Genomic DNA, 20,497 nt, shown 5'->3' with positions numbered 1-20,497 from the left:
GTACCGGGGACCACCGGGCCCCACAGAACTCACAGTGGACCTCGAACGGTCAAGCGAGCAGGGCGATCACCCGGTGGCCACCAGTGGTGCATCCGGACCCTGCCAGCCAGCCCGGACCTAGGAAAGGTGCACCAGTGAGCCGAGAGGTCAGGAGGTTCCGGGGCCCGCGGTGAGCAGGCCGCGCACAGCAGCAGCTGCGCGGTGGCCACGGTGTCGGGCAGCGTGCCCCGGTCCGCCCGTCACCAGCCGGGAGCGCTGTTCAACGCGCCGATCACCAGCATCCGGACGCTCCGGATATCGAGCCCCGATGCGAGGAGGCCCGCATCGGCCGCGGACGCGAGCAGGCCCCGCCACAGTGCGGCGTAGCGTCGCTGGTCGAGCAGCCGGACGCGGCGGATCGGGCCGGGCAGCTGGCCCGCGTTCTGGATGGCGGCCGCGGCGTAGTCCGCGTCCCGGACCCCGATCTCTAGGTGGGCGCGGACCGCCGCCGCGATCCGCACGTCGGGCCCGGCCACCGGAAGCGCGTCGAGCGCGGTTTCGACGTGCGACATCGTGCGCCGCACGCCGACCTGCACCACCTCCTCGATCACCTCGTCCCGCGACGCGAAGTAGTAGTAGTAGTAGTAGTAGTAGTAGTAGATGGCCGGCGTCTGCAGACCCGCGACCGCGCCGATGTCCACGAGCCGCGTGCCCGCGTACCCCTGCCGGTTCAGCACCACCACCGCCGCCGCGTCGAGGATCCGGTTCCGGGTCCCGCGGGCCGCGGGAGCAGCGGTGGACACGGACTCCGTCAGCCCGAGCGGCGGGGTCGGATCACTTCCCGGGGCCAGCCCGGCGCTGAGCAGCCGCTGGGCCGTTCCGACGACCGCGCGCAGGGACCCGCGGCCGGGGTTCCACCACTCGCTGGACCAGTTGAGCGCGCCGAGCAAGAGCATGCGGGCCGCGCCGAGGTCGAGACCGGGTTGCAGCTCGCCCGCGGCGTGCGCGCCGGCCAGCAGCTCGCGCCACAGGTCCGCGTAGCGCTGCTGTTCGTGGAGGTGGCGGGCCCGCAGGTCGGGCGGGAGCTGCGATGCGGACCGGATGGCTGCGCGGGTGTAGTCCGAGAGACGCAACCACCACCTGGAGGTGGGCGTCGACGGCGCAGGCGATCCGGTCGAGCCCACTCACGTCGTGCGGCAGCGCGTCGAGCGCGTCGCGCACGTCCTCCAGATTGCGCACCATGCCCGCTGTCACGACCTCGTCGACGAGCTGTTCGCGCGAGTCGAAGGGAGCTCGGCGAGCGCCGCCACGTCGCTGAGCCGGGGGCCCGTGTAGCCCTTCTCGGCGAGGACGCTCGCCGTCGCGTCGAGGATCCGCAGCCGGGTCCGAGCCGACTTCCCGCCCGCGCGCCGCGACCGGTGGCGCGGCGGCGCGGCCTCGGCGAGGCCGCGCTCACCCGCCCGCCCCGGGTCGGCCACGCTCAGTACGACGCTGGCAGCCCGAGACTGCGCTGGGCCACGAAGATGAGGATCATCTCCCGGCTCAGCGGCGCGGTCTTGAGCGTCCGGGCGACGAACCACAGGTCGGCGAGTCCGTACTCCAGGGCGAGCCCGTTGCCACCGTGCGTCTGGATCGCCTGGTCTAGCGTCCGTAGCGACAAGTCCGCGGCGGCGAGCTTGGCGATGTCCGAGGCCTCCGCCGCGTCCGCGCCCGCGTCGAACAGCTCCGCGGCGCGGAACGCCATGAGGCGCGAGAGCTGCGTGGCGACGTAGGAGTCGGCGAGCGGGTGCGCGACGCCCCGGTGGGACCCGATCGGGACCTTCTAGACGTGTCGGTCCCGCGCGTACTGCGTCGCCTTGTCCAGAGCGTGGCGCGCGATCCCGTTGCTCATGCAGGCCGCGATGATCCGCTCGGGGTTCAGGCCGGCGAAGACTTGGCGCAGCCCGTTGCCCGCCTCGCCGATGAGCGTCTCGGGGCCGACCCGGGCGTCGTCGAAGAACACGGTGAATCGGTGCTCCGGCTTCTGCAGGGCGGCGGGGATGGTCTGCCAGGTGAGACCCGGCGTGTCGGTGGGTACCACGAAGAACGACAGCGGGTGACGGCCGTTCGGGCTGGGCTGCGGCGCCCGGGTGACGACCAACACCGCGTCCGGCTCGTCGATCCCCGAGGTCCAGTACTTGGTGCCGGTGATTCGCCAGCCCTCGCCGTCGGGGTGGGCGGTGGTGGTGATCTCGTGGCTGTTGGACCCGGCGTCGGGCTCGGTGATGGCGAAGGCCGTCTTCAGTGAGCCGTCCGCAATCCCGGGGAGCCAGCGCTGCTTGAGCTCGTGGCTGCCGTGCGCGTCGATGATCGACCCGCAGATGGCGGGGGAGATGACCATCATGAGCAGCGGGCAGCCCTGCGCCGAGGCCTCCTCGACGACCACGAACAGGTCGCCGAGGCCGCCGCCACCGCCGCCGTACTCCTCCGAGAGGTGTACGCCGAGGAAGCCCGCGGCACTCAGGTCGGCCCAGAGCTCCGTCGGCTCCTCGTGGGCCGCCGACTTGCGCATGAAGTACTCGTGTCCGTACTTCCCGACGAGGGTGGCCACGCCGCCCCGCAGGGCGGCGCGCTCCTCGGTGTCAGCCACGATGAGCGAGGTGGTCATGGGTCCTCCTTCGAGCGCGGTGTGCTCCGTCGGTCGGTCAACGCCGTCAGCGGCCCGGTAAGCGCCCGGTGAACCGGGGTGCGCGGCGTTCGAGGAATTGGACGAAGGCCGCGTCGAGGGTGCTCCCGCCCCGCCTGCCCACCCCGCGGTACCGACCGGTGACGAGCAGCCGCCCGCCCTCGACCGCGAGCAGGTTCTCCGGCTCCGCGCGAGCCGCGAACGACCGTCCGATCCCGGCCCATCCGGCCGCCCACATCCGGTCCGCCCCGCGGTGGACGCCGCCGACGCCGCCGGGCATCCCGTCGGCCAGCGAGCTGACGAAGTCGGGGGCGAGGATCCGAGCGAGGGCGTCGGTGTCTCCGGTGGCGAGCGCCTCGTAGAGCCGCTGCGCGAGGTCCGCGGCGGTGTCCGCCACGGTCGTGTCCACCTGCAGGGGGCCGCTGCGGCCGACGGTAGCATCACCGACATGCGTCGACTCTCCTCGGCGCATGTCGACCGGTCAGGCGGTGTGGCAGGGTGGCCGGTGTGACCAGTGCGACCCGCACCCCCTGGCGCCGCCCGAGCAAGGGGGAGGAGCGGCGCGCGGACCTGCTTGCGGCTCTCCAGGAGCTGCTGGAGGACAAGCGGTTCGCCGAGATCGGGGTGGACGATATCGCCCGCGCGGCCGGAGTGCGCCGGACGGCGTTCTACTTCTACTTCGGCAGCAAGGCCATGGCGGTGGCGGCGCTCCTGGCGGACGCGTTCGACCAGCTGATCGACGGCGCGGCGGACTGGCTCTCAGGGGGCGACACGCCGGAGGTCGCGTTGCGCCAGGCGCTCACCGGGGTCTGGCAGTTCTGGCGCAGCCACGACCGGATCATGGTGGCGATGCTCGATGCGCGCGACAACGATGCGGAGGTGAGGGTGCTGTGGGACGAGTGGCTGGAGCGTTTCGTGGCGCCGGTCGCTTTCATGGTGGAGTCCGAACGTGCGGCGAGCCGGGCAGGGCCCGGTCCGGATGCGCGAACGCTGGTGCGGACCCTCGTCGGCGCCAACGCCGTCGCCCTCGAGCGGCTGAGCAGGTCCGAGGCCGACGAGGCGACGTCCGCCGCAGTCCTCGATGTCGCAGTGCACGTGTGGACGAGCGCGCTGTATCCGGCCGGGCGGTGAGTCCCGGCGTCGGGCGGCCTCAGTCTCGTCTCCGGCCGGGCACCCCGGTGTAGAGGGTCTGCCACACGATGTCGGTGACCACGTCGACGTTGCGCTCGAAGTTCTCCTCGTCCGCCGACCGGAGATGGTGGTAGAGGCCGCGTTCGAGCATCGTCACCAGCCAGTCGACGGTGATCGCCGGGTCGATCTCCTGACGAATGGTGCCTGCCGCGTAGCCGGAGCGGACGTGTGCCTCCACCTTGGCGCCGCCCCGTGACATGAACTGGCGATAGCTCGCCGCCACCTCGCCGTCGAGCGCCGCCATCTCGGCCATCGCCGACATGGTGGCCGAGTGCTCCCGGTAGGCCTCGGCGAGGACGCGCAACGCCGCCCGCAGCTCGTCGCGGCCGGCGTCGTCAGGGAGGCCGGTCCACGGCTCGACGGCGGCGACGACTGCGTCGGCCGCGTCGGTGGCGAGCGAGCGGAGGAGGTCACCCTTGTCGTCGAAGTAGGCGTAGAAGGTGGACCGGGCGATGCCGGCGATGGAAATGATCTTCTCGACGCTCAGGTCGGCGAACCGCTGGTGGGTGCGGAGCAGGTGCGAGACGGCAGGGCGGAGCCGTGACAGCATGACACGCCGTCGTCTGTCGACCGGCTGATCGGCCGCCTCGCTCATCGATCCCCCGAACACCTTCGTTCCCCCGGACGACTTTATCCGGTCTCTCCCACACTGTAGGGGGCGGGCCGACGGACTCGGCTCGGGGCCGGTTTCACAGACAAGGCACACCCGTTTCGGGCCATGTTCCCCTGCAGGTCGTCGTCCGCCCGACCGGGCCGCTAGCATTCTTGAAATAGCGGGGTCGAACACTGTGTTCGTCACTTTCTTCGCCCCGGGTCGTTGCACGGACGGGCCGACAGGTCCGTGGCATGGGAAGTCCACCCGCGCCCCCGCGGGTGGGTCGACAGCGTTGTCCAGGAGGAACGTCAGGTCATGAGCGGTGTCGAGGTGAAGGTCGAGGGGCTGACCAAGTCGTTCGGTCGGGCCAACATCTGGTCGGATGTGACCCTGACGCTTCCGCCCGGTGAGGTCAGCGTGCTGCTGGGCCCGTCGGGGACCGGCAAGTCGGTGTTCCTCAAGACGCTGATCGGGCTGCTCAAGCCGGAGAAGGGCTCGATCGTCATCCATGACACCGACCTGGTGGGCTGCAACGAGTCCAAGCTCTACGAGATCCGGAAGCTGTTCGGGGTGCTGTTCCAGGACGGCGCCCTGTTCGGCTCGATGAACCTCTACGACAACATCGCCTTCCCGCTGCGCGAGCACACCAAGAAGTCCGAGACCGAGATCCGCGACATCGTCGCGGAGAAGATGGACATGGTCGGGCTCAAGGGCGACGAGAGCAAGCTGCCCGGTGAGATCTCCGGCGGGATGCGCAAGCGCGCGGGGCTGGCCCGGGCGCTGGTGCTGGACCCGGAGATCATCCTGTTCGACGAGCCGGACTCCGGGCTGGACCCGGTGCGCACGGCCTACCTCAACCAGCTGATCATCGACCTGAACGCGCAGACGGACTCGACGTTCCTGATCGTCACCCACGACATCAACACCGCGCAGACCGTCCCGGACAACATCGGGATGCTCTACCGCAAGCACCTGGCGATGTTCGGCCCGCGGGAGGTGCTGCTGACCAGCGAGGACCCGGTGGTCGCCCAGTTCCTCAACGGCCGCCGCCAGGGCCCGATCGGCATGTCCGAGGAGAAGGACACCGCCCAGGCCCAGCGCGAGATGGCCGAGATCGAGGAACTGGACGGACTGCCGCCGGTCAAGCCTCAACTCGAGGCCACTGCCGGGCTGCCCGAGCGCAAGGCGGTGCGGCGCAGGCAGCAGCGGGTGCAGGACATGCTGCACACGCTCCCGCCAGCCGCGCAGGAGGCGATCCGCCGGTCCCAGGCAGAGGTCGCCCAGCCCCAGCGCGCGACCGCCGTCGGCGCCGCACCGTACGGTCGCCCGGGCGACGCTCCCACCGAGGTCATCCCGCGGGTGGCGGATGCCGGGCGCTTCGGCGGACAGGGCGGGCGGTGACCGGATGAGCTACCGCACGATTCTGGTCGGCACGGACGGGTCCGACACCTCGCTGCGCGCGGTGGACCGGGCTGCTGAGCTGGCGGACGCCGCCGGCGCGCGGCTGGTGATCGCCACGGCGTACCGTCCGTCCGCCAGGGCCGAGGCCGCGGCCGACGTTCTCAAGGACGAGGCGCACCTGGTCCGCGGCGCTGCGCCCGCCGACGATGACCTCCGAGCGGCGTCCAGCCGTGTCGAGGCGGTCGTGCCGAGGGCTCGTGTCGACGTCGTCGCGGCGGAGGGCGAGCCGGTCGACGTCCTCGTCGATGTCGCCCGTGCGCAGGACGTGGACCTGCTGGTGGTGGGCAACCGGGGACTCGGCTCGCTGGCCGGTCGAGTGCTCGGGTCCGTGCCGTCCGAGGTCGCCCGCCGAGCCGGTGTCGACGTGCTGATCGTGCACACGACCTGACGGATCCTCAGGGCACCGCACGTCTGGCGGTGGAGATCCGCACCAGCAGCGTCGCACAGAGGCCGGCACCGATTAGCAGCACGCTGACGCAGGCACCGAGCAGCGTCGCGCCGATGGCCTCGTACACGAGGGTGGTGAGGAACGGGGCGAAGCCGCCGAGGGTGTTACCCAGCTGGAAGCCCATCGAGATGCCGGAGTAGCCGACGCGGCTGTCGAAGGCCTCGATGTACATCGACGGGATGGGGCCCTGCGCGATCGAATACCCGATCCCGTGGGGCAGCACGTAGGCCAGCAGCACCAGGACGGGGTTGCCGGTGAGGAGCATCGGGAAGAACGCGGCGGTCAGGACCTCCCACGCCACCACGCCGACGAGGAACACCGGGCGCCTGCCGAACCGGTCCGAGAGCGCGCCTGCCCACGGCGCGGCGGCGAGCTGGACGACGTTGCTGAGGAGGATCGCGGTGAGCACGAGCCAGTGCGGGATCCCGATCTCCGCGGTGAAGCTGACGCTGTAGGCGAGGTTGACGTAGGTCGCGACCGAGATGCCCGCCATCACGCCGGTGGCGAGGAGGACCTCGCGTGGGTAGCGGCGCAGGACCTCGACGAGCGGGGCGTGCGGGACCTCGTCGGCCGCGGCGTGCTCGCGGAAGGTGGGGCTCTCCTCGATCCGGTTGCGGATCGCCAAGCCGACGACCAACAGGATCGACCCGGCCCAGAACGGGATGCGCCATCCCCAGCTGTTCAGCTGCTCCTCAGGGAGCAGGGCCACGAGCAGGAACACCAGAGGTCCGAGGACCAACCCCGCGGACAGACCGGTCTGCGGGAGGCTGGCGAAGAACCCGCGCCTGCCGGGTGGCACGTGCTCGAACGACATCAGGACCGCGCCGTCCCAGTCTCCGGCGTAGGCCAGCCCTTGCACCAGCCGCAGCACGACGAGCAGCGTGGGCGCCCAGAACCCGATCGTGGCGAAGCCCGGCAGGCAGTTGATCAGCACGGTGGCGCCGCCCATCAGGAGCAGCGTCGCTACGAGCACCTGCTTGCGGTCGAACCGGTCGCCGAGATGGCCGAACAGGGTCCCGCCCAGCGGACGGGCGACGAAGCGACGCCGAACGTCGCGAACGAGGACAGCACGCCGACGGTCGGGCCGAGGTTCGGGAAGAAGACGTGGCCGAACACGAGTGCCGAGGCGAGCGAGAGTTGTGACCGCCGGCCTCCCACCCCTGCGCGACGAGCACGTCGGCGCCGCCGTCCTGTGCCTTCTCCACGTGTCGCGTTGCGCCGACCGTGCACATCGTGAGCACACCGGCCGCGCGGCAGGCGTCAAACACCCCCGGCTCCGACACGCCCAGTCCGGCGCCCAGGACCGCCACTCCCTCGCCGACGACGACGTCGACCTTGTCGCGCAACTCGGCGGCCATCTTCGCGCCGACGACGGTGGTCGTGTCATAGCGCGGAAAGAGGAGGTTCACCGCGAAGGGGCGGGAACTCAGGGTCTTGACCAGCCGGATCTCGTCCCGGAGCTGGTCGGGGGTGAGGTTGCCCGTGCTGTCGATCACGCCGAGGGCGCCCGCCTCGCTCACCGCGGCAACGAGTTCCCGGCGGGCGAGATACCCCATCCCGGCCTGGACGACCGGGTACTCAATGCCGAGCAGCGCCGTCAGTCGGGTGGACAGTGCGGCATCGATCCAGCGATCGTCGGGCGTGAGACTCCCTACCATCCTGCCATCACGCGGTCCGGCGACAAGGGTGGTGGTCGGCACGCCGCCGCCCGCGTCGGCCACGGCCGGGCGCACGACGTCCGCGCCGAGCACCACCCCGTCCCCGAGGATGAGGTCGGTCGCCTGATTCCACGCCGAGCGCAGCATGGCGATCGACTGGGGCCCGCGCGGGATCGGGTCGCCGAGGGGCACCCGGCGGGTCCACCGCGCACTAACTCCGGCGAGCCGGGTGGTGTCGATCCGTCGGGACATCCTCAGGACGTATCGGCGCGCCAAAAGATGCCTAAGAATTGACGATAGTCAAGTCAAATGGCACCCTTCCGGTACGGACGGCCGGTGCCGGCCGATCCCGATCCACCACTCGGAGGCAACGTGATGCCGCCCCCCAGGGTCGCCGTGCTGAACCGCGGTGAGCCCGCCGTCCGATTCCTGCAGACCGCCGCGGACCTCGTCGGGACCCCGGAGGAGGTCCGCACGATCGCCTTCACCACTGCGGCGGAGTCCGGCTCGCTGTTCGCCCGCCGCGCGGACGAGGTCGTGGACCTCGAGGCCTTCCCACCGAGCGACCCCGCGCTCACCGATCCCTACCTCGACCAGGACCGCCTGCTCGCGGCGCTGCGCGCGGCGCGGGCCGACCTGGTCTGGGTCGGGTGGGGCTTCCTCTCCGAGAACGCGGACTTCGCGCAGCGCTGTGCCGACGAGGGGTTCACCTTCGTCGGCCCTCGGCCGGAGACGATGCGGCTGCTTGCCGACAAGATCGGGGCGAAGCGGCTCGCGGAGCGTGTCGGGGTTCCGGTGGCGGCGTGGAGCGGCGGTCCCGTCGCGACCGTCGAGGAAGCGGTCGCGTCGGGCGAGCGGATCGGGTTCCCGCTGCTGGTGAAGGCGGCGGCCGGTGGCGGCGGCATGGGGATCCGGGTGGTCGAGTCGGCGACCGAGCTGCCGGAGGCGTTCCGTCAGGCCCGCGCCGAGGGGCGGCGTGTCTTCGGCGACGGGACGGTCTTCCTCGAGTCCCGGGTCGACGGCGGCCGCCACGTGGAGGTCCAGGTCCTCGCCGACGACGACGGGACGGTCTGGCCGATCGGGGTGCGGGACTGCAGCGCGCAGCGCAGGCGGCAGAAGGTGCTGGAGGAGACCGGCCCCGTGCCCGTCGACGCCGCCCTCGACGCCCGGCTGCGCCGGTACGCAGTCGAGCTCTGCGCGGCGGCGGGCTACCGCAATGCCGGAACCGTCGAGTTCCTGGTCGAGCCCGACGGTCGGGTCCACTTCATGGAGGTCAACGCCCGGCTCCAGGTCGAGCACCCGGTGACCGAGCTGACCACGGGTACGGACCTGGTGCGCGCCCAGCTCCGGATCGCGCTGGGGGAGCCGCTGCGCGGTGCCCCGCCAGTCCCGTTCGGACACGCGATCGAGGTCCGGTTGACTGCGGAGGACGTCCCCGCCGGGTTCGTGCCCGCCCCGGGACGGATCGCCCGGCTGGTGCCGCCGCAGGGCCCCGGCGTCCGGATGGACACTGCGGTGGAGGAGGGCGACGTCGTCGCGAGCTCTTTCGACTCCATGATCGGCAAGATCCTGGCGTGGGGTCCGGACCGGGCTACCGCGCTCACCCGACTGCGCCGCGCGGTGCGTCAGACGGAGATCCTCGTCGAGGGCGGCGCCACGAACCGGCACTTCCTGCAGGCCCTGCTGGACCTGCCCGACGTGGAGAGCGGCGACCTCCACGTCGGCTGGCTCGACGAGCGCCTCGCCGCCGCAGACCTCGCCCCACCGCCCGGGGGTGAGGTCGCGGTCCTGCAGGCCGCCGTCAGCCTGTTCGAGCGCAGCCGGGACGCCGGTGCCCGCCGGTTCGCCGAGTCGCTACGCCGGGCGGCCCTGGAGGTTCCGGACGAGCCCTTCGCGGTCGGCCTGGAGTACCGGGGTATCGGCTACGACGTCGAGGTGTCCGAGCTCGCGCCCGACCGGTACCGCGTCGCCGTGGAGGGGCGGCCTGCGCTCGACGTCCGGGTGGGCGCGCCGCAGGGCGGCCACCGCACCCTGCAGGTCGAGGGTGTGCGCAGCCGCACCGTCGTCGTCCCGGACGGGGACGGGGTCGCCGTCTCCGTCGACGGGGTCGCCCACCGCGTCACGCGCGCGGACGCGGGCGGGGTGCGGTCGCCGCTCCCGGGTCTGGTCGTCTCGGTGCTCGTCCGGCCGGGAGACGAGGTGGTCGAGGGCCAGGCGCTCGCGGTCCTGGAGTGCATGAAGCTGGAGACCACGGTGGTCGCGCCTGCCGGGGGCACGGTCGCCGAGGTGGTGGTCGGTCCGCAGGCCACGGTGCGTCAGGGCGAGGTCCTGCTGCGGCTCGGCGGCCCGGAAGCGCCGGAGCGAGCCTCGGGGGCCCTCGCGTTCCCCGCCGCCGGTGCCGCCGCGAGCGCGCTGGACCTGCTGGAGGCGCTCGTGCTGGGCGCGGCGGTCGACCCGTCGGTCGACGGGCTCTCCACGGCCGCGCTGCCCGGTGTGCTCGCCGCCGCGGCCGGGGATCCGGAGCGTGAGCGCAGGCTGGTCGAGACGCTCTGCGACGTGTGGTCGTTCGCCGTGGGAGACCCGTCCGCATCCTCGGGCGGCGTGATGGAGTTCGCCCGGCGGTGGGCCGAGGACGGCCGCCGCCCCGACGGTGCCACGGGCGCGGCGTTCGAGACGGTCCGCGGGCACCTGCGCACGGCCGCCGGGGACCCGGACGACCTGGTCGTGCTCGCACACACACACCGGGCGCTGTGCCGGGCTCCGGTGATCGCACCCGCCGTCGCTGCCCTGCTGCGCAGGCGGCTGCGGGCTGCGCCGGACCGGACCGTCGACCGGGCGTCGGACCGGCCCGCGCTCGGCCGCACCCTCGACCGGCTGATCGCAGTGGCCGAAGGGCCCGCGCCGGAGTTGTGCGACGTCGCTCGGTCGGTCCGGTTCTGGCTGGTCACCCACCCCGCGGAGACCCGCGAGCAGCAGGTCGTGGCGCAGGCGCGGGCAGTGCGCGTCGCGGCGCCCGCCGAGCGGGCAGAGCTCGCGAGCCACCCAACGGCGTCGGCCACGTGGGAGAGCTGGCTGCCCTGCGCGGTCCGTGCGGGGCTCGACCCGCGGTCGGCCCTCGTGGCGATGGTCGCCGCGCTGCACCCGGACCGGGCGCCGGAGGTCGCGACCGCGGCCGCGGCGGCGGGTCCGATCGTGCTCGCCGGCGTCGCGGGCGGCATCGGGGGCGGCGCCAAACCCGTGACCGTCGTCGCCGTCGGTGGCGACGCCGACTCGGCCGACGTGCGACGAGCCGTCGACGCCGCCGGCACGGAGCCGGTCGTCGTGCAGGTCCTGCACGTGGCGGGTGGAACGGACCGGACAGCAGAGCCGCTCGCGAACCTCGGCGCGGGAGCGGATCGCGTGGTCGTGACGACACTGCCGGCGTCGGAGGACGCCGCGGTCGAGCATGAGACCTTCGACGCCGCCCCGGACGGCTCCTGGGTCCCCTGCGACCTAGCGGGCCTGCACCCGGTGCGGGCGGCGGCGCTGGAGCTGTGGCGGCTGCGCGAGTTCACCCTCACCCGGGTGCCGCACCCCGGTCCCGAGGTCCTACTCGACGGCACCGCGACCGCCGAGCCGCGCGACCGCAGGCTCTTCGCCCTGGCCGAGGTCCACTCTCTGGAAGTGGTCCGCGGCGTCGACGGGCGGGTCGAGGCGCTACCCGAGCTCGAGCTGGCGCTCGCCGCCTGTCTCGACGCGATCCGCCATCATCCCGGCCCCGGGCGGGGGGCCCGCTCGGGATGGCACCGGGTCACGGTCACGGTGCGGCCCGAGTGGGAGCTCCCGCTCGACGCCTTGCACACCGTCGCCGCGCGGATCGCCCACGCCACTCGAGGACTGTCGCTGGACCAGATCGTGGTGCGGCTCCACGATGTCGGGGGCGACGACCGGGTGGTGCACATGGTCGTCCCGCCCACGACCGGCATCCAGATCGGCGAGAAGGCACCCTCGGATCGTCCCGTGTCCGCCCTCGCCGGCTGGCGGCGTGCCGAAGCGGAGCTGCGCCGCCGGGGCCTGCACCACCCGTGGCAGATCATCCGCCTGCTGACGTCTCCGGGTGCGTCCCGCTCGGACCTGCCCGCCGGGACCTTCACCGAGCTCGACCTGGTCGACGGCGAGTTGCAGGAGGTCGACCGTGAGCCCGGGGCCAACACGGCGGGCGTCGTGGTAGGTCTGCTCTCCAACAACACCTCCCTCCATCCGGAGGGGATGCGGCGGGTCGCCCTGCTGTCGGACCCGAGTCGCGGGATGGGCTCGCTCGGCGAGGCCGAGTGCACGCGGATCCTCGCCGCGATCGCGCTTGCCGAGGAGACCGGCCTGCCGCTGGAGTGGTTCTCGGTCTCCTCCGGAGCACGCGTGTCGATGGACTCCGGTACGGAGAACCTCGACTGGACGGCCGCGGTGTTGCGGGCGCTGGTCGAGGCCACTCAACGTGGGCTGACCGTCAACGTCGTGGTTTCTGGGGTGAACGTCGGTGCGCAGTCCTACTGGGCCGCGGAGGCGACGATGCTCATGCACACCCGCGGCACATTGATCATGGTCGGCGACTCGTCCCTGGTGCTGACCGGCAAGGACGCGCTCCAGCACTCCGGCGCGGTCTCCGCGGAGAGCAACACCGCGATCGGCGGCTTCGTCGGGACCATGGGCCCCAATGGCGAGGCACAACACTGGGCGGCGGACATGGAGCAGGCCTGTCTGCTGCTGCTCCGCCACCTCGGGTTCACCTATGTCGTGCCGGGGGAGACCGGTCCCCGGGTGCTGGTGGTCACCGACCCCGCGGACCGCTCGGTGGTCGCCGCCCCGCACACGGATCCGCAGGTCGCGAACGGGTTCGCGACCGTCGGCGAGGTGTTCGACCCGCGCGGCAACCCGGAGCGGAAGAAGCCCTTCGACATCCGATCGGTCATGTCGGCGGTCTGCGACGCCGACGTCGAGCCGCTCGAGCGCTGGGCGCGGATGCGGGACGCGGAGAACGCCGTGGTGTGGGACGCCCGACTGGGCGGCCACTCGGTCGCGTTGGTCGGCATCGAGTCCCGAGACCTGCCCCGCACGGGACGCCCGCCTTCGGACGGGCCCGGGCGGTGGACGGCGGGGACGCTATTTCCGCTGTCGTCGAAGAAGGTCGCCCGCGCAATCAGCTCGGCGAGCGGGAGCAGGCCCGTCGTAGTGCTCGCCTCGCTGTCCGGGTTCGACGGCTCACCCGAGTCGATGCGGGACCTGCAGCTCGAGTACGGTGCCGAGATCGGCCGTGCGGTGGTCGACTTCCGCGGTCCGATCGTGTTCTGCGTGCTCTCCCGCTACCACGGCGGCGCCTTCGTGGTCTTCTCGAAGCGGCTCAACGACCGGCTCGAGGTGATCGCTCTCGAGGGCGCCCGCGCGTCGGTGCTCGGCGGCGGGCCCGCGGCCGCGGTCGTGTTCGCCCGCGAGGTCGAGCGGCGGGTCAACGCGGACCCACGGGTCCAGAAGGCCCGACGGTCGGTGGAGAGTGCGGAGGCCGCCGAAGCAGTCCACGGCCGCGACGTCGTCGCTGACGTAGTGGACGAGGTGCGCGGGGAGATCCGGTCGCAGGTCGCCGCGGAGTTCGACGCCGTGCACACCGTCGAGCGGGCTCGGGCGGTCGGTTCACTGGACGCGGTGGTGCCGGTCGCCGAGCTCCGACCCCGGCTGGTCGACGCCGTGACCCGGGGCCTGGCTCACTCCCACTGAGCCGACCGGCGACGGGGTCCGCCTCGGAGGCGGACGCCGTCGCTGCTCACCCGAGTGCCGCGGCGATCTCTGTGAGCGCGTGCGCGGTGGTGTCCGGGGCCGAGTAGAAGGCCGAGTGATCGGCGTGGATGCTCATGCGGTTGTCCGCCGGGTGACCCACCTGCGCTGGCAGTCCACCGGCAGCGCGTTGTCCGCCTCGCACACGATGTAGGTCGACGGCACGGTCTGCCACGCGGGGCTCGCACCGGTCGGTTCATCGAACAGCGAGAGGGGCACCGCGCGGAGGCCAGCCCAGAAGAAGTCGACGCCGTCAGGTGGGGCGAGGTTGTAGAACGCGCCGACCACCGCGGCTCGCGGACCGGCGAGGGCGATCGTGCTCTCGCCCACGCGGATCATCGGTTGGTCCCGAAGGGGTGAGCCGGATACCTCTGCGGCCGCCGTCGTCGTCTCGCCGTGCGCGGGAACGGTCGCAGCGAGGAAGACCAACGCGTCCGCGTCGGCGCCGCCCTCGGAGATCACCGTGCCTCCGTAGCCGTGTCCTACCAGGACCACCCGCCGGCCGAGTGCCTTCCGAGATGCGACCACGTCGCGGACGACCCTTGCGTCGTCGAGGAGCGAGGTGAAGGGCAGCTCCGGGCTACGGTGTCGTACTCCCCCGCAGCCGGTGGGTGATCGGAGCCCAATACCAGGCCCCGTGGAACAGGCCGTGGACAAGCACGATGTCGGTGGATACCGCCGGCGGTGGCATCTGGAGCTCCTTCGGGTTCAGGACTGCGGACACGGACGCCTGGGACACCGCGGGGGTACGCATCGACGGCGCCCACCCGGCTGGGGTGAGCGCCGTCGGTCGCGTCTGTGGGTCAGCGGTCGGGGTCGCAGGCGGCCCCGAGAGCGTCGAAGATCGTCGTCGGGTGGTCGGAACCCTCGGTGAAGTCGCCGATTTCCTTCCAGCGGACAGCGACGTCGCCGGGGCCGAAGTCGCCATGGAGGCGCACCCCACGGCTGCGCTCCCAGCGGACCAGCGCGCCCCAGCCGCCGCCGGTCTCCAACACCTGTCCGCTCAGGGGGCACGACTCGTGGGCCAGTGCGAGGACGAACGGGCTGAGCCGCTCCGGGGTGAGCTCGAGCAGCGGGCCCTCGAACATGCTCCCGGTCATGTCGGTGAGCCCCATCGGCGCCACCGCGTTGACGCGGACGCCCGACTTCGCACCCTCGAACGCGAGGGTCTTCGCCAGCGACACGACGCCCCCCTTGGCCGCCGAGTAGTTGGCCTGCCCGAAGTTGCCGTGCAGACCAGCACCCGACGTCGTGAGCACGATCGAGCCCGACCCCTGCGCCAGCATGTGCGGCCACACGGCCGCCGCGCACCGCCTCGACCCGTTGAGGTGCAGGTCGATGATCTCGTCCCAGACCTCGTCGGTCATCTTGCGGAACGACGTGTCCCGCACGATTCCCGCGTTGACCACCAGCGAGTCGACCCGGCCGAACTCGGCGAGGGCGATCTCGACCATGCCGGCTCCGTCGCGGGCGTCACACACGGCGGGCGCGGCGGTGCCGCCTGCGTCGCGGATCTCCGCGACGACGGCGTCCGCGGCGTCGGGGTTGCGGGCGTTGACCACGACGGAGGCGCCCGCGGCGCCGAGGTCCACCGCGTACCGGCGGCCCAGGCCGCGGCCTGCTCCGGTGACGACCACGGTCGCGCCCGCGAAGTCGAGCGGGGGGGCGGTCATCGGCTCACCGGGTCGAACACGCCGCGCCCGACCAGCTGGTGCAGGTCCTCGCGCAGCCGGAACTTCTGGATCTTGCCCGCGGGGGTGCGCGGCAGCTCGGTCCGGATCTCCAGCCGCTCCGGCCAGTACTGCTTGGCCATCCCGTTCTCGGCGAGGTGCGCGGCGAGGTCGGCGAGGGTCGGAGGTGCCCCGGCGGGCACGACGACGGCGCACGCCCGCTCGCCCAGCCGCTCGTCGGCGTAGCCCACCACCGCGACCTCAGCCACCGCTGGATGGGTGTACAGCACGTTCTCGATCTCCACGACCGGGATGTTCTCACCCCCACGGATGATGATGTCCTTGGTCCGGCCGCTGATTCGGATGCCGCCGTCCGGTGTCCGGTAGCCGACGTCCCCGGTGTCGAACCAGCCGTCGGGCGAGACCACCGAGTCGTAGAGGTCTCGCCGCGCCAGGTAGCCGACGAACATGCTCGGCCCGCTGGTCAACAGTCTGCCAGGTGAGCCGTCGGGGACGTCGGCGCCCTCGTCGTCGGCGATTCGGACCCGCATCAGGCCGGTGAGCTGCCCTTCACTGGCCGAGACCTCTTCGGGGGTGGCCTCAGGGGTGTGGATGGTGCAGATGCCGCACTCCGACGTGCCCCAGAGCGACATGAGCTTGGCCCCGAGGACAGCGGTCGCCCTGGGCGGTAGCGAGGACGGGATGGGGGCGCCCGCGCAGACGAAGTACCGGAAGGTCGAGAGGTCCGCGTCCACCGTCGCCTGTGCCGCCACGGCGTCGACGACGAAGGGCGTGGCGGACAGCGTCCAGGTGACCTGCTCCTCACCGACCAGGCGGACGAACGCCGTCGGGTCCCACACGTCCTGGAACACGATCTTCATGCCGCGGGACAGGGGCTGGAGCATCCCCCAGAGGAAACCGGTGAGGTGACCCATGGTCGAGGCCATGAATGCCACGTCGTCTCCGGTCAGCCGCAGGCTGTCGAACAGTGGGTTGCCCGCGGACCACAGGGTGTTGTTCGTGTGCAGTGTGCCCTTCGGCTCACCGGTGGTGCCGGACGTGTACATCAGCGAGACGACCTCGTCCGGACCGCGGTGCAGGGTGTCGAGCGGTCCGGCCCCGGAGCGGTCGGTCTCCAGCATGTCCCGCTCGAAGGAGAGCAGACCCGCAGGCGGCTCGCCACCGACGACGACCGCGTGCTCGAGCGAGGGCACGGCCTCGACCAGCTCGCTCGCCAACCCGGCGTGGGAGAAGCCCCGGAAGGTGTCGGGGACGAAGAGCAGGCGCGATCCCGCGCGCCCGAGCATGAACTCCAGCTCGCGCCGCCGGAAGATCGCCACCAACGGGTTGACCACGGCGCCGACCCTCATGGCCGCGAGGGTGATCGCCGCGAACTCCCAGCCGTTGGGCAGCTGGATGGACACCACCTCGTCGCGCTGCACACCCAGTGCTCGCAGCCCGTGGGCGATCCGTTCGACCACGGTCGCGAGCTGCCCGTAGGTCATCGTGTCCGGAACGCGGCTGCCGTCGCGGTAGGTCACGATCGCCGCCTTGTGTGGGCTGGCCGCGGCGTGGTCGAGGAAGTCGTCGAGCATCGTCCGGTCTCGCCAGTAGCCGGCTGTGCGGTAGGCCTGCGTGTCCGTCGGATCGTGGGGCCGCCGCGAGTCCGCCAGGACGGACGCGGCGCGTGGTGCCACCGTATCGGGCATCGAACACTCCTTCGTGACGATTAGGACTCGACTGCGGACAAAGAGGTGTCTAGGGGACGACGTCGGGGGTGAGGGTGCCGTGGCAGGACAGGAGCAGGCGCTCTGCCGGACCGCGAACCTCGAACTCCGCGGTGACGATCCGCCTGCCTGCACGCACTACGCGACCGTGCCCGGTGAGCGGCGCCCCGACCGGTATCGGCCGGTGCATGGTCACGTCGACGCTCGCGAGGAGGTGAGCGCGCGGGTCGTGGGCGCGGACGAGCTCGTGCAGGGCGGTCTCGGCCATGGCGACCTGCATCCCCCCGTGCATGGTGCCCTTGCGGTTCGCGGTTCCGGGGAGTGAGCACAGGTCGAGCAGGACGTCCGTGCCCACCTCGGGTCGCACGTCGGTCGCCACTCGGGCCCGCACGAGGTCGTGGAGGGTGCGTGGGTCGGCCGCCGGGGTGTCGACGAGGTGTCCGCCGCCCGTGTCGGGGTCCGGGTCGTCGTCGAGGATCGCGAACCACCCGCTCGCCAGGGCGACCGTGCGCCCGTCCCGACCGCGGACGTCTCCCAAGGCGTGGACCAGAAGGCCACGGCTGCCGACGACCGTGGCCGACCCGACGAGTGACTCGCCGCCGTACAGCCAGGCATCCAGGAGGTCGATCCGCAATGACGCCGTGCGGCACCCGCCGCCGGCCGGTGCGGTGGTCAAGGCGCTGCGGCCCAGCGCGGTGTCCACCAGCATCCCGAGCAGCGCCGGGGGAGGCTGGTCCGTGGGCCCGAGACCCGGCGGCACCGTCTGCCGGAAGCGCACCTCGCCGTGACGGGCCTCGACCAGCTCGATGGCCGTCGCGAGCTCGGGGGTGCAGTGCGGGGCCCCGCTGGACACCTGCGCGAGACCGGTGAGCCCGCCCTGGGCGGTCGAAGCGTCCACGGTCAGAGCCTGCCCTGTGCCTCGCGGCTGACGACCAGCGAGGCGTTCTGTCCCCCGAACCCGAAGGCGTTGACCTGGATCCAGTCGACGTCACGCTTGCGCGGCTCGTGCAGTACCAGGTCGAAGTCGATGCCGGGCTCGGGGTTCGTGGTTCCCCCGGTCTGCACCACGATGCCGCGGTGCATGCCCTCGAGGGCGCTCGCCAGGCCCAGCGCGCCCGCGCCGCCCGCGGGGTGCCCGAGTGTGCCCTTGATCGAGCTGACCGACACCTCACAGCCTGGCCCGCCGAAGAAGCCGTTGATGGCGGCGATCTCGGCGGTGTCACCCTTGGGCGTCCCGGTGCTGTGCGCCGCGAGGACGTCGATCCGGTCCGGGGCCGTCTCGGCCTCGCCGATCGCGAGCTCCATTGCGAGCCGCTCCCACTCACCCGACGGGTTCGGCGTGGACGGGTGGTACGCCTCCGACGAGGTTCCCCACCCCTGGACCCAGGCGTGTACCCGGGCACCCCGCCTTCGTGCGTGCTCCGCGCTCTCCAGGACGAACATTCCGGAGCCCTCGCCCATGACCATGCCGGACCGGTCGACGTCGAACGGCAGGCATGCGCGGCTCGCGTCGGTCACCGCGCCGCCCATCCCATATCCGTAGCGGGCGTAGGCGCTCGCCGGGACGAATCCGTCGTCGCCGACACCCCAGGCCAGGCCGCCCTCGGTCCCGCCGACGAGTGCGACGTCGACCTGGCCCGAGGCCACCATCCGAGCACCGAACCCGATCGCGTCGAGTGACGAGGCGCAGGCAGTGCTGAGCGTGAGGCAGGGTCCGTGTAGGCCCCAGTTCATGGCGATCTGGGCGGCGGCCATGTTCGGCCAGACCTTGATCATCAACTTGGGCGGCGCTGCGGCCCGTCCGTCGCGCTCGACGTCGAACTGGGCGCGTTCGAGAGTCTGGGTGCCGGTCTTGGCCGACCCCACCACCGTGGCGGTGCGGAGCTCGTCGAGGTGCTCGAGACCGGCGTCGAGCAGGGCGCTGGTGACCGCGGCGCCCGCGTGCTGGGCGAACGGGTCGATGCCGTCGATCTTGGAGCGGATCCACTCGGGCGGACGAAAGCCCTCGATCGGGGCCCAGTACTCGAAGCGGTCGGGGTCGTCCGCCGTCCACGGCGTCTCCCGGATGGCGAGGTCGCCCGCGACGAGCCGGTCGACCAGCTCAGTGGGGCTGAACCCCAGTGCGGACACGACGCCGACACCGGTGATCGCGACATTCATTCCCATGCGGGTGCTCCTCCCGTCGGTGTCGCAACCGTAGCCATTGTCCGTGACATCGTCAAAGAAAATGGCCAATGTCGAGCCGGTCCGGCGCCCGGCTACGCTGCGGCGATGGCGGACAGCGGATCGGGGGCAGCGTGACCCTCGCCAATGATCCGTTCCCTCCGGTCACCCCACACCGGGTGAACGTCCGTCAGGACAGTGCGAAGGCGCTCCTGCTCGTCGTGATCGGCGACTTCGCCTGGCGAGAGGGCGGGCCGATCTGGTCGTCGGTACTCCTGGACGCGCTATCGGAGCTGGACATCGAGGTGAATGCCGCCCGCAAGGCGTTGCGGCGCACTGCGGAGTCCGGCTTGATCTCCGCGGGTCGGGAGGGGCGCCGCGTCCACTGGTCCATCACAGCTCGCGGCCAGGAGGTGCTCGCGAGCGGCGACGTGCAGACCTACGGCTGGGCGGACCGGGACCGCTCGTGGGACGGTCGGTGGCTGATGCTGTCGCTGACGATCCCCGAGGCGCAGCGCAACCTCCGCCACCGACTGCACACACGGCTGGAGTGGGCGGGACTGGGGTCACCGGTTCCCGGTCAGTGGCTCACTCCGCACTGGTCGCGCGCGAACCTCGTCGCGTCCGCCATCCGTGAGCTGGGCCTCGAGGAACACGCTCACTCCATGATCGGTACCATCGGGCCGATCGGGAGCGAGGAGGACCTCGCGAGGTCCGCCTTCGACCTGGCCGCCCTGCGGCAGCAGTACGACGACTTCGTCCGCGACCATGAGCAGGTGAAACCCGCCGACGATCGCGAGTGCTTCGTGGCCGTCGTCGAGCTCGTCCAGGACTGGCGCCGATTCCCGTACCTCGACCCCGACCTGCCAGAGCGCTTCCTCCCCGTCGACTGGCCGGGCGACCGGGCCGCGCGTCTGTTCCAGGACCGCTACCGGGCCTGGACCGAGGGCGCGCAGCGGCACTGGCGGGCGCTTCGCGGACGGTCGTGAGCCGGGGCTGCTCACTGGTGCACCTTCCTTGTGTCCGGGTCTGCTGGGAGGGTTCGGATGCACCACTGGTGGCCACCGGGTGATCGCCCTGCTCGCTTGACCGTTCGAGGTCCACTGTGAGTTCTGTGGGGCCCGGTGGTCCCCGGTAC

15 protein-coding genes and 2 pseudogenes are annotated in these 20,497 nt (G+C 72.0%); 5 read left to right on the top strand and 12 right to left on the bottom strand.

What is annotated here, in order from left to right; genetic code table 11:
- Window positions 1-239 precede the first annotated feature (239 nt).
- The 4 genes and pseudogenes from AB0B41_RS37305 to AB0B41_RS37290 all read right to left on the bottom strand — a co-directional run bounded on the left by AB0B41_RS37305 (window position 240) and on the right by AB0B41_RS37290 (window position 3,041).
- Window positions 240-1,112 (bottom strand): hypothetical protein, encoded by an 873-nt coding sequence (locus tag AB0B41_RS37305; RefSeq protein ID WP_358211757.1) that lies wholly within the window; start codon window positions 1,110-1,112, stop codon window positions 240-242.
- Between the two features lie 117 nt (window positions 1,113-1,229).
- Window positions 1,230-1,457, bottom strand: a complete 228-nt coding sequence (locus AB0B41_RS37300; protein WP_358211756.1) for a hypothetical protein — start codon at window positions 1,455-1,457, stop codon at window positions 1,230-1,232.
- A 2-nt stretch (window positions 1,458-1,459) separates the two neighbouring features.
- A pseudogene (locus tag AB0B41_RS37295) lies at window positions 1,460-2,626 on the bottom strand (acyl-CoA dehydrogenase family protein).
- Between the two features lie 46 nt (window positions 2,627-2,672).
- On the bottom strand, window positions 2,673-3,041 hold the full coding sequence (locus AB0B41_RS37290; protein ID WP_358211755.1) for a nuclear transport factor 2 family protein: 369 nt from the start codon (window positions 3,039-3,041) through the stop codon (window positions 2,673-2,675).
- 101 nt (window positions 3,042-3,142) lie between these two features.
- Here AB0B41_RS37290 and AB0B41_RS37285 point away from each other — a divergent pair, with 101 nt between their 5' ends.
- Window positions 3,143-3,775 carry a TetR/AcrR family transcriptional regulator gene (locus AB0B41_RS37285; RefSeq protein WP_358211754.1) on the top strand — a complete coding sequence of 211 codons (633 nt, stop codon included), beginning with the start codon at window positions 3,143-3,145 and terminating at the stop codon, window positions 3,773-3,775.
- Between the two features lie 19 nt (window positions 3,776-3,794).
- Here the strand turns inward: AB0B41_RS37285 and AB0B41_RS37280 are convergent, their stop codons facing one another.
- Window positions 3,795-4,385, bottom strand: coding sequence for a TetR/AcrR family transcriptional regulator (locus AB0B41_RS37280; RefSeq protein ID WP_358211753.1), 591 nt, complete (start codon window positions 4,383-4,385; stop codon window positions 3,795-3,797).
- Window positions 4,386-4,745: 360 nt separating this feature from the next.
- On the opposite strand from AB0B41_RS37280, the gene AB0B41_RS37275 reads away from it, so the two are divergent.
- Window positions 4,746-5,831 (top strand): ATP-binding cassette domain-containing protein, encoded by a 1,086-nt coding sequence (locus AB0B41_RS37275; RefSeq protein WP_358211752.1) that lies wholly within the window; start codon window positions 4,746-4,748, stop codon window positions 5,829-5,831.
- A gap of 4 nt (window positions 5,832-5,835) precedes the next feature.
- A complete protein-coding gene (locus AB0B41_RS37270) occupies window positions 5,836-6,279 on the top strand; it encodes a universal stress protein (RefSeq protein ID WP_358211751.1) in 444 nt (147 codons plus the stop codon).
- A 7-nt stretch (window positions 6,280-6,286) separates the two neighbouring features.
- On the opposite strand, the gene AB0B41_RS37265 is transcribed toward AB0B41_RS37270, so the two are convergent.
- Together AB0B41_RS37265 and AB0B41_RS37260 are read right to left on the bottom strand one after the other, a co-directional pair.
- Window positions 6,287-7,582, bottom strand: a complete 1,296-nt coding sequence (locus AB0B41_RS37265) for an MFS transporter (protein ID WP_358211750.1) — start codon at window positions 7,580-7,582, stop codon at window positions 6,287-6,289.
- Window positions 7,533-7,895: pseudogene (locus AB0B41_RS37260) on the bottom strand (nitronate monooxygenase); the annotation flags it as partial. The gene AB0B41_RS37265 and the pseudogene AB0B41_RS37260, both read right to left, overlap by 50 nt.
- A gap of 477 nt (window positions 7,896-8,372) precedes the next feature.
- Between AB0B41_RS37260 and AB0B41_RS37255 the strand changes: the two are divergent.
- The gene (locus AB0B41_RS37255) at window positions 8,373-13,742 is read left to right on the top strand and encodes a carboxyl transferase domain-containing protein (RefSeq protein WP_358211749.1); all 5,370 of its coding nucleotides are present in this window, start codon (window positions 8,373-8,375) and stop codon (window positions 13,740-13,742) included.
- Window positions 13,743-13,874: 132 nt separating this feature from the next.
- On the opposite strand, the gene AB0B41_RS37250 is transcribed toward AB0B41_RS37255, so the two are convergent.
- From AB0B41_RS37250 to AB0B41_RS37230, 5 genes are all read right to left on the bottom strand, one after another.
- Window positions 13,875-14,456 carry an alpha/beta hydrolase gene (locus AB0B41_RS37250; RefSeq protein ID WP_358211748.1) on the bottom strand — a complete coding sequence of 194 codons (582 nt, stop codon included), beginning with the start codon at window positions 14,454-14,456 and terminating at the stop codon, window positions 13,875-13,877.
- Window positions 14,457-14,602: 146 nt separating this feature from the next.
- Window positions 14,603-15,472 carry an SDR family NAD(P)-dependent oxidoreductase gene (locus tag AB0B41_RS37245; RefSeq protein ID WP_358211747.1) on the bottom strand — a complete coding sequence of 290 codons (870 nt, stop codon included), beginning with the start codon at window positions 15,470-15,472 and terminating at the stop codon, window positions 14,603-14,605.
- Entirely contained in the window at window positions 15,469-17,178 is a 1,710-nt protein-coding gene (locus AB0B41_RS37240; protein WP_358211746.1) for an AMP-binding protein, read from the bottom strand. The genes AB0B41_RS37245 and AB0B41_RS37240 overlap by 4 nt, the downstream gene beginning before the upstream one ends.
- 49 nt (window positions 17,179-17,227) lie before the next feature.
- A complete protein-coding gene (locus tag AB0B41_RS37235; protein ID WP_358211745.1) occupies window positions 17,228-18,094 on the bottom strand; it encodes a PaaI family thioesterase in 867 nt (288 codons plus the stop codon).
- A gap of 2 nt (window positions 18,095-18,096) precedes the next feature.
- Window positions 18,097-19,362 (bottom strand): beta-ketoacyl-[acyl-carrier-protein] synthase family protein, encoded by a 1,266-nt coding sequence (locus AB0B41_RS37230; RefSeq protein WP_358211744.1) that lies wholly within the window; start codon window positions 19,360-19,362, stop codon window positions 18,097-18,099.
- 176 nt (window positions 19,363-19,538) lie between these two features.
- Between AB0B41_RS37230 and AB0B41_RS37225 the strand changes: the two genes are divergently transcribed.
- Window positions 19,539-20,348, top strand: a complete 810-nt coding sequence (locus tag AB0B41_RS37225) for a PaaX family transcriptional regulator C-terminal domain-containing protein (protein WP_358211743.1) — start codon at window positions 19,539-19,541, stop codon at window positions 20,346-20,348.
- The last annotated feature ends 149 nt before the right edge of the window (window positions 20,349-20,497 follow it).

Origin of the sequence: Pseudonocardia sp. NPDC049154 (assembly GCF_040648315.1) — a bacterium.
Classification (GTDB): Bacteria; Actinomycetota; Actinomycetes; order Mycobacteriales; family Pseudonocardiaceae; genus Pseudonocardia.
This window is presented reverse-complemented; position numbering and strand designations above follow the sequence as displayed.